This window comes from Streptomyces sp. bgisy027 (assembly GCF_057710365.1).
Genome location: NZ_JBYIVZ010000005.1, coordinates 84,413 through 97,939, shown reverse-complemented (window position 1 = coordinate 97,939; position 13,527 = coordinate 84,413). Strand labels below are relative to the sequence as shown.

The following is a 13,527-nucleotide window of genomic DNA, read 5'->3' as shown; positions in this document are numbered from 1 at the left end:
GGTGCAGAAGCGGCACCCGGCGCTGCACCATGTGAGGGAGGTGTGCGTGGGGTGAGGAGCAAACGTGTTGAGACGCAACGCCTTCCGGCTGCCCCGGCATCCGGCGTCCGTCGGTCTCGCGCGGCGTCGGGTCCGGGACCACCTGGCCGACTGGGGGCACGGACCGCGCGATCCTGCGCTTGAGGACGCGGTGCTGCTCGTCTCCGAGCTGGCCACCAACGTCGTCCGGCACGGACCCTCACAGGGCTTCGGGAGCGGGGAGCACCCGCAGCCGGAGCGTGAGTTCGAGGTCGCGGTCACCGCCCTCGCCGACGGCTCCTGTCTGATCGAGGTGTCGGACGAGAGCCGGCAGGAGCCGCGGCTGCGGGAGGTGGGGGAGCGGGAGGAGGCCGGCCGCGGCCTGCACCTGGTGGAGAACCTGGCCGCCGCGTGGGGGGTGTGGAGTCGGGGACGGCACGGCAAGACGGTGTGGGCGCTGATACTCGCCGACGTGGGCCCCTGAGAGACCGTGTGACGGTTACGGTCGTGAAGCCGCCCCCGTCGCCAGGATCACCGTGACGGCCAGCCCCTCACCCGGCGCCGTCCGCACCACGACCTCGCCGCCGTGCGCCTCCACCACGCCCTGCACGATCGCCATCCCGAGCCCGCTGCCCGCACCCCCGCCGGCCCGGAAGAACCGGTCGAAGATCCGCGCCGCGTCCTCCTCGCCCAGCCCGGCCCCCTTGTCCTCGACACACAGCCGCACGACGCCGTCGGTCCGCTCAAGTCCCAGCCGCACCGGCACGTCGGCGGGCGTGTGCGTGCGGACGTTGCTCAGCAGATTGCCCAGCACCTGGCGCAGCCCCGACTCGTCGGCGTGCACCAGCAGTGCGCCGTCGGCGTCGACCGTGATCGGCCGCTCGGGCTGCTGCACCCGCAGGTCCTCGGCGGACTCGCGCACCAGCCGGCTCAGGTCGACGTTGCGGAAGCGCAGTTCGGGCCGCTGGTCGAGCCGGGCGAGGGTGAGCAGCTCGTCGACGAGCCGGCCCATGCGGCCGACCTCGCCGTTCATCCGGTCCCAGACCCGCTTGCGCTCGGCGGGCTCCGGCAGCATCCCCCGGTCGTACAGCTGGAGGTAGCCGCGTATCGCGGCCAGCGGGGTGCGCAGTTCGTGGGAGGCGTCGCCGACGAACCGGCGCAGCTGGGCCGCGCTGCGCTCGCGTGTGCGGTACGCCGACTCCACCTGGTGGAGCATCGAGTTCAGGGCCACCCGCAGCTGCTCGACCTCCAGCGTGGGATCGCTGTTGGAGGGGACGCGCCGGGTCAGGTCGCCCTCGGCTATCGCCGACGAGGTCTCCACCATGTCCTCCAGCGGCCGCATCCTGCGCCGCACGCTGAACATGGTCAGGCAGCCGAGCAACGCCAGCAGCAGCGTGCCGACGGCCAGGTCCATCCGCAGGGCCTTGCCCATGCCTTCGTGCAGGCCCTCGGTCGGGACGGCGATCAGCACGATGGTGCCGTCCGCCAGCTGCGTGCCGACCATGCGGTAGCGGTCGCCGTCGACCCGTACGTCCCGCGGATCCTCGTCCGCCGCGAGGGCCACCGGGTCCTTCGCGGCGGCGGCCAGGGCGCGCTGGCGGGGTGTCGGCGTCAGCGGGCCGAGGGCGACCGGCCGCCCGGCGGTGTCGACGGCGACGTAGACCATGCTCGGGCTCGGCAGCGGATCCGTGTCGCGGGCGCTGCCGTCGGTGAACTTGTCCAGCGCGACGCCCAGTTCGCTCAGCGACTCGATCTGGCGCAGCGTGAACCCGGCGTGCCCCAGGGTGGTGCGCGCGCTCTTCAGCTCGCTGTCGACCTTGTCGAGCAGGTAGAACCGCGCGGTCACCAGGCTGACCGCGGTCGCGACGACGATGCCGATGGCCAGCAGCGCCACGTTCGCCAGGGTCAGCTTGCCGCGCAGGGAGTGGATCCCGCGCGGGCGGCCGACGCGGGGGTTCCAGGGGATCCTCATGCCAGCCCGTATCCGACACCGCGTCGCGTGGTGATCACCGGTGGCCCCAGGGCGTCCAGCTTGCGCCGCAGATAGCTGATGTAGGTCTCCACGACGGTCGACTCGGGCGGGGTGTGTTCGTACTGCTAGACATGGCGCAGGAGCTGGTCCTTGGGCACGATCCGGCCGCCGTTGCGCACCAGGAAGCGCAGCAGGGCGTACTCGGTGGGGGTCAGCTCGACGGTGCGGCCCGCACGGCGCACCGAGTACGTCGTCTCGTCCAGCTCCAGATCGCCGTATCTGAGCGGCGGACGCTGCGGCAGGACGTCGGCGAGGGGCCTGCCCCCGCGCGGGTGTGTCCGAGCGTGGGGGAGGGTGCGGCGCAGGACGGCCGTCAGCCGGGCGACGACCACGTCGACGTCGAACGGCTTGGTGATGTAGTCGTCGCCGAAGCCGAGGGCGCCGACGATCTCGGCGGGCGCGTCGCGTGCGGTGAGGAACACCAGCGCCAGGTCGGGGTGGCGCGCCCGCAGTTCGCGCCCGAGGGCGCGGCCGTCGCCGTCGGGGAGCATGACGTCGAGCAGGGCCGCGTCGACGGGGGTCCCCCCGCGCGGGCCTGTTCGAGCGTGGGTGCGCTCGAAGATGCTGAGCGCGTCACGGACGGTGCCCGCCGTCATGACCTCGAACCGGTGGTAGCGCAGGGCGATGGCGAGGACGTCCGCGATGGACTCCTCGTCCTCCACCACCAGCACCGTGCCTGATCCCGTCGTCATGCCCCCAGTATCGGCGGGCCCACTGACAACCGGGCCGGTTCTGCTTTGGAGTTCCTTGAGAGTCACGGCCAACGCATGTCCACGCGTGTGTTCCGCCGCCAATGCTGTTGCCCAGGACCTGGGGGACCGACCGGACCGAATAAGGAGCGTTGAGCGTGGCGGCATTGGCACGGTGGTGCTATCGGCATCGGCTGGTGGTCCTGTTGCTCTGGTTGGGGGCACTGTTCGGACTGGGCGCGGCGAGTGCCGGCGCCGGGACGAACTACGCGAACGTCTTCTCCCTCCCGGACACGGACTCGGCGACCGCGTACGACCTGATGGAGAAGGCCTTCCCGGAGCGTGCCGGCGACACCGACACGGTGGTGTGGAAGGTGGACGAGGGATCCGTACGGGACGAGTCCGTACGCTCCCGGATCGAGCCCGCCCTGAAGGAGATCGGGCGGATGAAGGGCGTCGGTGAGGTCACCGACCCCTACGCGGCACAAGGGGCCGCGCAGATCAGCCAGGACGGGCGGATCGCCTACGCCCAGGTCACGTTCACCGAGCAGGCGAACGCCGTCCCCAAGGAACTGATCGAGGACGTCGTCGACAAGGCGCGGGCCGCCGAGGCCGACGGGCTCCGGGTCGAGCTGGGCGGCCAGGCCATCGCCCGCACCCAGGAGCCCCCGCAGGGCACCGCGGAGGCGGTCGGCATCCTCGCCGCGGCCGTCGTGCTCTTCCTCGCGTTCGGCTCGCTGTTCGCGATGCTGCTGCCGATCGTCGTGGCGGTCGCGGGCGTCGGCACCGGCATGATCGCGACGATGCTGATGAGCCACGTCACGGACGTGCCCGAAGTGGCCCCGCTGCTCGGCTCGCTGATCGGCCTCGGCGTCGGAATCGACTACGCCCTGTTCATCGTCACCCGGCACCGGCGCGGCATCCTGCGCGGGATGAAGCCCGAGGAGGCGGCCGTGACCGCCCTCAACACCTCCGGGCGCGCGGTGCTGTTCGCGGGCGGCACCGTGTGCATCGCGCTCGCCGGCATGCTGGTGATGAACATGCGGTTCCTGGACGGCGTCGTCGTTGCGACCTCGCTCACGGTCGTCCTCAGCGTGCTGGCCGCGATCACCCTGCTGCCCGCTCTGCTCGGCCTGCTGGGCACACGGGTGCTCAGCCGCCGGCAGCGTCGCCGGCTCGCCGCGGCGGGACCGGAGCCGGCGGAGGCGAGCGGGCTCGCGGCGCGCTGGTCGTCGTATGTCCAACGGCGGCCGCGGCCGGTCGCGGCGATGGCCGTCGTCGTGATGGCGGTCCTCGCGATCCCCGTGCTGTCGCTGCGCCTGGGCGCCACCGACCAGGGCAACCACCAGGAGTCGACCACCACCCGGCAGGCCTACGACCTGCTCGCCGAGGGCTTCGGGCCCGGCTTCAACGGCCCGCTCCAGGTGGTCGTCGAGGGCGACGCCCCGACCGGCCTGGTCGACGGCATCAAGGCCACCGAAGGCGTCGCCCAGGTGGCCGCCGTGCCGCCCGCGGGCGGCGTCACCGTGATCCAGGTCGTGCCGACCACCTCACCGCAGTCCCAGCAGACGGACCGGCTGATCGACCGGCTGCGCGACGACGTGATCCCGCAGTCCGGCGCCGCGGCCCACGTCGGCGGTGTGACGGCCGTCTTCAAGGACTTCGCGTCGGTGACGGCGGACCGGCTGCCCTACTTCGTCGCGACGATCATCGCGCTCGGCTTCCTGCTGCTGATGGTGGCCTTCCGCTCGCTGGTGGTGCCGCTGACGGCCGCGCTGATGAACCTCATCGCGGCGGCCGCGTCCTTCGGCGTGCTGGTGGCGATCTTCCAGTGGGGCTGGGGAACCGAACTCATCGGCGTCGGCAAGGAGGGCCCGATCACGTCCTTCCTGCCGGTCATCATGCTGTCCCTGCTGTTCGGCCTCTCCATGGACTACCAGGTGTTCCTGGTGAGCCGGATGCACGAGGAGTGGGTGCACACCAAGGACAACGCGCGCGCCGTCCGTGTCGGCCTCGCGGAGACCAGCCGGGTCATCAACTCCGCCGCCCTGATCATGATCTGTGTGTTCAGCGCGTTCGTGCTGAGCGGCGACATGGAGGGCGCCATGGCCGGTATCGGCCTCGCGGCGGCCGTCGCCCTGGACGCCTTCATCCTGCGCACGGCCCTGGTGCCGGCCGCGATGCACATGCTGGGCAGGGCGAACTGGTGGCTGCCGGACTGGCTGGAGAAGCGGCTGCCGCATCTGGCGGTCGAGCCCAAGGAGGAGCCGCCGGCCGAGGAGCCCGAGCCGGTCGTCGCGGGCCGGACGTCGGTCGTGCACGGCTTCGTCCGCACCGCCGACGGCGCGCCCGTCGACGGCGCCGCGGTGACGCTGCTGACCAAGGGCGGACGTCAGCTGGACCGGGTGATGTCCCTGGCCGACGGCTCGTACATCGTGTCGGTGCCGGGGCCGGGCACGTACCTGCTGGCGACCTCCGCCGAGTCGTACGGGTCCCGGGCCGGGCAGGTCGTCGTGACGCAAGGGCCGCTCGTGTACGACGTCGAGCTCGCCGAGGGCGGCGTGGACGCCGTCAACTGACGCTTGCCCGAGACGGTTTCAGGGGCGCTCGTCCTCGGCGGGCGCCCCCTTGCCGGTGTCCTTGCGGTCCACCTCATCCGCCTTGTCCGCCTTCTTGCGGGCCGGGTCCGGGATGGCGTTCGTCATCCCCGGCAGGAAGTCGGTGAACAACTCGTGCACCTCGCGCACCAGCGGGCGCAGCACCCGGAACCGGGCGAGCGACACGCCTCGCGCGGTCAGCTTGGCGCCGCGTTCGGCGAGCCGGTAGCTGCGCTCACGGCCCTCGGTCCGGTCGAAGATCCAGTACAGGACGAGACCCATCTGGGAGAGCCACATCAGCTCCGGCAGGACGTCCCTGAGCTCGTCGGGAACCTTGGTCTTCGTGGCGCCCGCCAGCACCTCCCGGTGGATGGCGATGGCCTCCTCGCGCGCGTGCTCCGACTCCGCGGAGAAGGGGCTGAGCGGGCTGTCGGGATCGGCGGCGTTCTTGAAGAACTGCACCGCGAACTCGTGGTACGGCGTGGCGATGTCCAGCCACACCTTCAGCACCCCGGCGAGCCGTGCCTCCAGGTCGGTCTCGCGGGCCAGGACGTCCCGGATCGCCGCCCGGTGCTCGGCGGCGATCCGGTCGTAGAAGCCCTGGATCAGGTGTTCCTTGCCCTCGAAGTAGTAGTACGCGTTGCCGACGGAGACTCCGGCCTCCTGGGCGATGGCCCGCATCGTCGTCTTGTCGTAGCCGCGTTCCTGGAACAGCCGCATGGCCGTCTCCAGGATCAGGGCACGGGTCTGCTCGGACTTGCTGGGCGTGTCGCCCTGTTCAGGGCTGTCGTTCTTCGAGGGCACGGAACGAGAGCCTAACGAGTGGTGTTTCGGCCGGTCGTCAGGAGGTCTGTGCCGTCTGGTACAGGTTCTGGGCGTCGGCGCCGAAGTACGGGCCGTACATCCGGTTCGGCAGGAAGTTGTACTTGAAGCTGTTCACCGAGGACAGCAGACCGGTGCCCGAGGACTCGTTGAACTGCGTGAACCAGGGGCCGCCGCTGGAGCCGCCGGTCATGTTGCAGTTCATGCCGTGGTCGTTCGACAGCAGGAAGTCGCGACTGGTGTTGCCGCTGCAGTAGATGAACTTCTCGCCGTCGTACGGGGCGGCGGCCGGGAAGCCGAACGAGTACATGCGCAGGTTGTAGCCGGTGTTGAAGGCCAGCCCCTGCCCGCCGACGACGTCGGTGAGGAGCTTGCCGTCCAGCGGGGCGACGACGGCGGCGCCGACGTCGTAGTTAATGTCCTCGCTCGCCGTCCACTGGGGTGTGGACAGGGTCTTCGACGCGCTCCAGCGGCCGTAGGGGGACTGCCCGTCGTGGTAGCCGGGCACGAAGACCCAGTTGGTGTGCCAGGCGCCCTCCAGCTTCACGCAGTGGCCGGCCGTGATGACGGTGCTCTTGTTGTTGCTGGTGACGGCGTTGCCGGAGCAGGACGCCGTACGGCCCTGGTAGCTGAAGAACACACGGCCCGCGGTGTTGACGACCGCACCGCCGCCGGACCACTGGCCGCCGGTGTTCGGGAAGGCCATCAGGCCGATGTCGGTGACGGCCCTGCCGACCGCCGCGGCGGGGGAGGTGGGCGCGACCGTGGCCGCCGGGCCCTTGCGGGGCGCCACGCCGCCGTCCATGTGGCCGTTGACGCCCACCAGGTCGAGTGGGGTCGCCGCCCGCATCCGCTCCGGTGTCCAGAAGTCACGGGCCTGCTGCTGCGCTCCGGCGGAGACCGGGCTGACGGTGGTGGGGGTGTCGGGCCTCGGCGCGGCGCCCGCCGGTGTGGCGAGGGCGCCCGCGGTGAGCAGCGCGGTGACGCCGACCAGGGCGCCGAGGACGGGGCGGGGTATGCGGACGGGGCGGGGTATGCGGACGGGGCGGGGTATGCGGACGACGCGGGGTATGCCTCTCACGCGTACTCCTTCTGCGATGGGGGGACCGGGCGACCAGGTGGCCGCCCGGCAACCGACAGTCGGTGCGAGTGCGGAGTGGAGAACCGGGGGCAGCGTGCCAACCCGAGCGCGGTTTTGGAAGGGTGCATGCCAGAAACCTGGTTCTGGGAAGCGCCGTTCAGGCCGGTTCGGCCCTGTTTGCCGCCGACCTCACGGCAGGGTGGCGCAACTGCCGTCGGCGCAGCCCGGCGGTTTGTACGTCCACCCCCGACTCGGGTGGTACGACCAGCCGTCCCCGCGTCGGTAGGCCCGTCCGCCCCACTTGCCGTCGCCCTGCTGCGCACCGCCCCACTGCGTCCCGCCCCACTTGGCGGCGGCGAGCACGGCCCCCTTGGCGAGCAGCGCCCCGGACGGGGTGCCGAGGCGATGCGCGAGTCCCCTGTGCTCGCGCAGCGCCCACAGCGTGACGATCCAGGCGGCGCCGCCGCGGTAGACCTGCCCGGCGTCGCCGACGACAGTGATTTCGTCGAGCGTCGCTGCGTGGTCCAGGCCGGGGAAGCGCCGCCGGGCCTCGTCGGACCCGGCCGGCACCATCTCCATCGGCACCAACTGCGGCTGCCGTACCAGCCAGTCGCGCAGGAAGGTGCACAGCGAGCACTGGGCGTCGTAGAGGACGGTGAGGCCGCGGACCGCGACCCCCGCCGTCCTGCCGCCCGTCGTGTCGGCCGTCATGCCGGGCCCCGCTCAGGCCCCGGCCGACGGGGCGACCCAGTCCTGCGGTGCGACCGGGGGCACCTGCTCGCGCTCCATCACCCCGCGCCGCCGGATCTTGTTGAGCACGTAGACGTTGCCCAGGTGCATCACGCCGAGCACCAGAAGCACCACGCCGAGCTTGGTCGACAGGGCCTCGAAGATGCCGCGCGTGTCGAGGACGGTGCCGTCGTCGCTCAGATACAGCGCGACGAAACCGAGGTTGACGAGATAGAAGCCGACCACCAGCAGGTGGTTCACGGCCTCGGCGAGCTTTTCGTTCCCGCGCAGCACGTCGGCGAGGAAGATCCGCCCGTTGCGGCTGAGAGTGCGGGCCACCCAGATGGTCAGGGCGATGCTGACGACCAGGTAGATGACGTAGGCGATGACCGTGCGGTCCATGGCCTCCCCCTTCTTGAACGCGTTCAAAACGCTGACGGGGATGACTGTAGGCCCTGTCTTTGAACATGTTCAACTCAATAGGGGTGAGGTCTCCGTCACGTCCCCGCCAGGGGCGTCGTCAGGGTCTGCGCCCGAGCTCCGGCCGCTTGCAGTAGTCCGTGAACCCGACGACGTTCCCCCAGGGGTCGGCGATCTCGACGGTCCAGCCGGTCGCCGCGGAGAAGGGTGCGTCGATCGGTTCGACACCGGCGTCGCGCAGCGTCCGCGCCGCCGCCCGCGCGTCCGGCACCTCCAGCCACACGCGGGCGGACGGCCACGGCGGTGGACGGTGCCCCAGGGCCTCCTCCTGACGCAGCAGCAGGCCCGGCGTCTCGCCGCCGACCTTCAACTGCGCGATGCCGGCCTCGTCGAGCCGGAACCCGACCGTGAACCCGGCCCGCTCGTAGAACCCGACGGCCTCGCCGAGGTCGCCGACCGGCAGCAGCACGTTGTCGAACCCGAGCAGTTCGTACGACTCGTCATCTGACATACCGTCAGGGTAAGGCGATGATCGGCCGGAATCGGTGATTGTCCGTGCCGGCTCGTACTGTCGGCGGCATGGGAAGGGTGACGTTCGTCGACGGGACGACAAGCGGGAGCCGTGGCGACGGCTGGGGGCTGGAGATCGCCGAGGAGCGGCTCACCGCCGGTGAGCTGATCCGGCGCCGGGTGTTCCAGGAGGTCGCCGAGTACAACGCGCGCACGCACGAGGTCTTCCAGGGCCGCTGAAGGCCTTCGAGGGCAACGGCTTCCTCGTCCTGGCGGGGGATCGCACGGGGAAGAACCAGGAACCCACCCGCAGCGGGCGGCCCTCACCTACGGGGATCACCCACGGGCGCCGGCCGTGAACGCCTCGGGGCCCTGTTCCCGTGACGGAAACAGGGCCCCGAGGCGGTGTGGCCGGGAAGGTCAGAAGCGGCGCGTGATCAGGGCCTTCTTGACCTCGGCGATCGCCTTCGTGACCTCGATGCCGCGCGGGCAGGCGTCCGTGCAGTTGAAGGTCGTGCGGCAGCGCCAGACGCCGTCCTTGTCGTTGAGGATCTCCAGGCGCTGCTCCCCCGCCTCGTCACGCGAGTCGAAGATGAAGCGGTGCGCGTTGACGATGGCGGCCGGACCGAAGTACTGGCCGTCGTTCCAGAAGACCGGGCACGAGGAGGTGCAGGCGGCGCACAGGATGCACTTCGTCGTGTCGTCGAAGCGCTCGCGGTCCTCGGCCGTCTGGAGACGCTCGCGCGTCGGCTCGTTGGTGTCCTTCGTGATGAGGAAGGGCATCACGTCGCGGTACGCCTGGAAGAACGGCTCCATGTCGACCACGAGGTCCTTCAGGACCGTCAGGCCCTTGATGGGCTCGACCGTGATCGGCTTCTCGGGGTTGATGTCCTTGATGAGGGTCTTGCAGGCAAGACGGTTCTTGCCGTTGATCCTCATCGCGTCCGAGCCGCAGATGCCGTGCGCGCAGGAGCGGCGGAAGGTCAGCGTGCCGTCGACGTCCCACTTGATCTTGTGGAGGCCGTCGAGGACGCGCTCCTTGGGGTCGATCTCCAGCTCGAAGTCTTCCCACACGGCCTCGGCGGAGACCTCCGGGTTGAAGCGGCGGACCCGGAAGGTGACCGTGATGTACGGGGAGGCCGCGGACTCCGCCTCGACCTTGTCCATGACGGGGGTTGCCATCAGTACTTACGCTCCATCGGCTGGTAGCGGGTCTGGACGACCGGCTTGTAGTCGAGACGAATGGACTCCGTGCCGTCGTCGCCCACCTCGCGGTACGCCATGGTGTGGCGCATGAAGTTGACGTCGTCGCGGTTCGGGTAGTCCTCGCGGTAGTGACCGCCGCGGGATTCCTTGCGGGCCAGGGCGGACACGGCCATGACCTCGGCCAGGTCCAGCAGGTTGCCCAGCTCGACGGCCTCCAGCAGGTCCGTGTTGAACCGCTTGCCCTTGTCCTGGATCGCGACGTTCTTGTAGCGCTCGCGCAGCTCCGCGATCTTCTCGACCGCCGTCTTGATCGTCTGCTCCGTACGGAACACCATGACGTTGGCGTCCATGGTCTCCTGGAGCTCCTTGCGGATGGCGGCCACCCGCTCGGTGCCGGTGGACGAGCGCAGCCGCTCCACCTGGTCGACCACGAGCTCCGCCGGGTTCTCCGGCAGCTCGACGAAGTCCGCCTTCTGGCTGTACTCGGCGGCGGCGATACCCGCACGGCGGCCGAACACGTTGATGTCCAGCAGGGAGTTCGTGCCGAGCCGGTTGGCGCCGTGCACCGACACACAGGCGACCTCGCCGGCCGCGTACAGGCCCGGGACCACCGTGGTGTTGTCCGAGAGGACCTCACCCTCGACGTTCGTCGGGATGCCGCCCATGGCGTAGTGCGCGGTGGGCTGGATCGGGATCGGGTCCGTGTACGGCTCGATGCCGAGGTACGTCCGCGCGAACTCCGTGATGTCGGGCAGCTTGGCGTCCAGCTGCTCCGGCGGGAGGTGCGTGAGGTCGAGGTAGACGTGGTCGCCCTCGGGACCGCAGCCGCGGCCCTCACGGATCTCCGTGTAGATGGAGCGCGAGACGACGTCACGGGACGCGAGGTCCTTCATGACCGGCGCGTACTTCTCCATGAAGCGCTCGCCGTCCTTGTTGCGGAGGATGCCGCCCTCACCGCGGGCGCCCTCCGTCAGCAGGATGCCCATGCGCCAGATGCCGGTCGGGTGGAACTGGAAGAACTCCATGTCCTCCAGCGGCAGGCCCCGGCGGTACACGGCGGCCTGGCCGTCACCGGTCAGCGTGTGTGCGTTCGACGTCACCTTGAAGAACTTGCCGGTGCCGCCGGAGGCGTAGATGACCGCCTTCGCCTGGAAGACGTGGATCTCGCCGGTGGCCAGCTCGTACGCCACGACACCGGCCGACTTCTTGACGCCGTCGACCTCGGTGATCAGCTGGTCCAGGACGTAGAACTCGTTGAAGAACTCCACGCCCTCCTTCACGCAGTTCTGGTACAGCGTCTGGAGGATCATGTGGCCGGTGCGGTCCGCCGCGTAGCAGGACCGGCGCACCGGGGCCTCGCCGTGGTTACGGCTGTGACCGCCGAAGCGGCGCTGGTCGATCGTGCCGTTCGGGGTGCGGTTGAACGGCAGGCCCATCTTCTCCAGGTCGAGGACCGAGTCGATGGCCTCCTTCGCCAGGATCTCGGCGGCGTCCTGGTCGACGAGGTAGTCACCGCCCTTGACCGTGTCGAAGGTGTGCCACTCCCAGTTGTCCTCCTCCACGTTGGCGAGCGCGGCGGCCATGCCGCCCTGCGCGGCGCCCGTGTGGGAGCGGGTGGGGTACAGCTTGGTCAGCACGGCGGTGCGGCTGCGCTTCGTGGACTCGATGGCCGCGCGCATGCCCGCGCCACCGGCGCCGACGATGACGGTGTCGTACTTGTGGATCTTCATGGTGGTTGCCTCAGCCCCGTGCCTAGCGGATGTTCGGGTCGAAGGTGAAGATCACCAGCGTGCCCAGCAGGATGGTGAACACCGTGGCGGTGTAGAGCAGGCCCTTCAGCCACAGCCGGGTGTTCGCGCGCTCCGCGTAGTCGTTGATGACCGTGCGCAGGCCGTTGGCGCCGTGCAGCATGGCGAGCCACAGCATCAGCAGGTCCCAGACCTGCCAGAACGGGGACGCCCAGCGGCCGGCCACGAAGGCGAAGCCGATCTTGGAGACGCCGCCGTCCAGTACGAGCTGAATCAGCAGGTGCCCGATGACCAGGACGACAAGGACGACGCCGGACAGGCGCATGAACAGCCACGCGGCCATCTCGAAGTTGCCCCGGGTGGACTTCGGGGTCTTCTTCGTGCGCTTGCGCGGGGCCTCGATGTACGGGGCCGGGTTGTCGACGTTGTAGAGGGACTCGCCCTCGACCGGGCCGATACCGGTGGCGGTCTTCTCGGTGGCGACTGTGTTGTTTGACATGAGTGCGCGTCAGCTCCCGAACAGTTCACGAGCGGCGTGGCCGAGAACGGGGTAGATCGCCCCGAGCATCAGCACCAGCCACAGGCCGACGACGGACCAGAGCATCTGCTTCTGGTAGCGCGGACCCTTCGACCAGAAGTCGACAGCGATGACACGCAGGCCGTTGAGCGCGTGGAACAGGATGGCGGCGACGAGGCCGTACTCCAGCAGCGCGACGATCGGCGTCTTGTACGTGGCTACGACCTTGTCGTAGTCCTCGGGGGAGACACGCACGAGAGCGGTGTCCAGCACGTGAACGAACAGGAAGAAGAAAATGAGGACGCCGGTGACTCGGTGAGCCACCCAGGACCACATTCCTTCCCGGCCGCGGTACAGCGTTCCAGCCGGCACGGAAGTTCCTCCGGGAGCGGGGATTGGGGCCGCGCCGGCTTGTGCTGTCGGTCGGGCCCGGCCGGGTACGGTCCACCGGCCCCCAGCATCGTAGCCATCCGCTGCCGCTGGGCCGCGCCGGGGTCTGGCGGTGTGATCAAACTGGCACGCGGATGGGGTATTGGCGGCTAATGGGGTGGGATGTGCGGGTCGATCCCGGGTGCGGCGCCGCGGTGGCTGGTCGCGCCGTTCCCCGCGCCCCTCAGGGCGTTGGCCAATCGCCCCCTTGCCAGGCGCCGAAGTTCCTCTGCCGCCGACACCCGCTCTTCCTCCGGATCGTTTGCCAAACGTGACCGGATGCCTGCCAGAACATGGTCCAGGGCCTCCGTGTGCGACAGGCCGTCCAGGCAGATGATAAAGGTATGACCGAATTTGGCCTCGTACGCGGCGTATGCGGCGCTCAGTGCCGTGTGGGCCGCCGAGTAGGCGCCCTCCGGCAGGGCGGGCAACGTTTCCCCCGCCAGTGCCTGTGCCAGATCCGCCGGCGTCAGGTCGTAGGCCGCCTCGTCGGACGCGGCCAGCAGGGACTCGGCGTCGGGGTACGGGCGGTGGTCCGTGATGCGGTCGGCCCAGCGAGGGCTGTGCAGGCAGGTCAGAAGGGTCTGCCGGACCTCGTCGGCGGGTGTGGCGTTGAAGCGCTCCAGCGCGTTCTGCGACGGTGGAGTGCGGGTCTGCTCGGGCAGAGCCGGTATGGCCACTCGGCCGGGAAGGTGTGTGGGCGTCACGTGGGTTTCGGCAGGGGATCTT

14 protein-coding genes and 1 pseudogene are annotated in these 13,527 nt (G+C 70.0%); 3 read left to right on the top strand and 12 right to left on the bottom strand.

From position 1 onward, the window contains the following. The first annotated feature begins 64 nt into the window (after positions 1 to 64). A complete protein-coding gene (locus AC3ETA_RS07150; RefSeq protein WP_432191941.1) occupies positions 65 to 502 on the top strand; it encodes an ATP-binding protein in 438 nt (145 codons plus the stop codon). Between the two features lie 15 nt (positions 503 to 517). On the opposite strand, the gene AC3ETA_RS07145 is transcribed toward AC3ETA_RS07150, so the two are convergent. After that, positions 518 to 1,990, bottom strand: a complete 1,473-nt coding sequence (locus AC3ETA_RS07145; RefSeq protein WP_432191940.1) for a sensor histidine kinase — start codon at positions 1,988 to 1,990, stop codon at positions 518 to 520. Then, a pseudogene (locus AC3ETA_RS07140) lies at positions 1,987 to 2,742 on the bottom strand (response regulator transcription factor). The gene AC3ETA_RS07145 and the pseudogene AC3ETA_RS07140 overlap by 4 nt, the downstream one beginning before the upstream one ends. Positions 2,743 to 2,906: 164 nt before the next feature. Between AC3ETA_RS07140 and AC3ETA_RS07135 the strand changes: the two are divergent. After that, positions 2,907 to 5,318, top strand: coding sequence for an MMPL family transporter (locus AC3ETA_RS07135; protein WP_432192082.1), 2,412 nt, complete (start codon positions 2,907 to 2,909; stop codon positions 5,316 to 5,318). 18 nt (positions 5,319 to 5,336) lie between these two features. Here AC3ETA_RS07135 and AC3ETA_RS07130 read toward each other — a convergent pair whose 3' ends face one another. From AC3ETA_RS07130 to AC3ETA_RS07110, 5 genes are all read right to left on the bottom strand, one after another. After that, the gene (locus tag AC3ETA_RS07130) at positions 5,337 to 6,140 is read right to left on the bottom strand and encodes a TetR/AcrR family transcriptional regulator (protein ID WP_432191939.1); all 804 of its coding nucleotides are present in this window, start codon (positions 6,138 to 6,140) and stop codon (positions 5,337 to 5,339) included. A gap of 37 nt (positions 6,141 to 6,177) precedes the next feature. Then, entirely contained in the window at positions 6,178 to 7,230 is a 1,053-nt protein-coding gene (locus AC3ETA_RS07125; RefSeq protein WP_432192081.1) for a trypsin-like serine peptidase, read from the bottom strand. Positions 7,231 to 7,428: 198 nt separating this feature from the next. Continuing rightward, positions 7,429 to 7,950, bottom strand: coding sequence for a thiol-disulfide oxidoreductase DCC family protein (locus AC3ETA_RS07120; protein ID WP_432191938.1), 522 nt, complete (start codon positions 7,948 to 7,950; stop codon positions 7,429 to 7,431). A gap of 12 nt (positions 7,951 to 7,962) precedes the next feature. Next, positions 7,963 to 8,370, bottom strand: coding sequence for a hypothetical protein (locus tag AC3ETA_RS07115; protein ID WP_432191937.1), 408 nt, complete (start codon positions 8,368 to 8,370; stop codon positions 7,963 to 7,965). 118 nt (positions 8,371 to 8,488) lie between these two features. After that, positions 8,489 to 8,899, bottom strand: a complete 411-nt coding sequence (locus AC3ETA_RS07110; protein ID WP_432191936.1) for a VOC family protein — start codon at positions 8,897 to 8,899, stop codon at positions 8,489 to 8,491. 68 nt (positions 8,900 to 8,967) lie between these two features. Between AC3ETA_RS07110 and AC3ETA_RS07105 the strand changes: the two genes are divergently transcribed. Further along, entirely contained in the window at positions 8,968 to 9,138 is a 171-nt protein-coding gene (locus tag AC3ETA_RS07105) for a hypothetical protein (RefSeq protein ID WP_432191935.1), read from the top strand. Between the two features lie 180 nt (positions 9,139 to 9,318). Here the strand turns inward: AC3ETA_RS07105 and AC3ETA_RS07100 are convergent, their stop codons facing one another. The 5 genes from AC3ETA_RS07100 to AC3ETA_RS07080 form a co-directional block, all read right to left on the bottom strand. Then, the gene (locus tag AC3ETA_RS07100) at positions 9,319 to 10,080 is read right to left on the bottom strand and encodes a succinate dehydrogenase iron-sulfur subunit (protein ID WP_030951271.1); all 762 of its coding nucleotides are present in this window, start codon (positions 10,078 to 10,080) and stop codon (positions 9,319 to 9,321) included. Further along, positions 10,080 to 11,834, bottom strand: coding sequence for a succinate dehydrogenase flavoprotein subunit (gene sdhA / locus AC3ETA_RS07095; protein ID WP_030951273.1), 1,755 nt, complete (start codon positions 11,832 to 11,834; stop codon positions 10,080 to 10,082). The genes AC3ETA_RS07100 and sdhA overlap by 1 nt, the downstream gene beginning before the upstream one ends. Before the next feature lie 22 nt (positions 11,835 to 11,856). Then, positions 11,857 to 12,351, bottom strand: a complete 495-nt coding sequence (locus tag AC3ETA_RS07090; RefSeq protein ID WP_432191934.1) for a succinate dehydrogenase hydrophobic membrane anchor subunit — start codon at positions 12,349 to 12,351, stop codon at positions 11,857 to 11,859. Between the two features lie 9 nt (positions 12,352 to 12,360). Then, positions 12,361 to 12,741 carry a succinate dehydrogenase, cytochrome b556 subunit gene (sdhC, locus tag AC3ETA_RS07085; RefSeq protein ID WP_078504082.1) on the bottom strand — a complete coding sequence of 127 codons (381 nt, stop codon included), beginning with the start codon at positions 12,739 to 12,741 and terminating at the stop codon, positions 12,361 to 12,363. Between the two features lie 167 nt (positions 12,742 to 12,908). Next, positions 12,909 to 13,505 carry a 2-oxo-4-hydroxy-4-carboxy-5-ureidoimidazoline decarboxylase gene (locus tag AC3ETA_RS07080; RefSeq protein WP_432191933.1) on the bottom strand — a complete coding sequence of 199 codons (597 nt, stop codon included), beginning with the start codon at positions 13,503 to 13,505 and terminating at the stop codon, positions 12,909 to 12,911. Between the last annotated feature and the right edge of the window lie 22 nt (positions 13,506 to 13,527).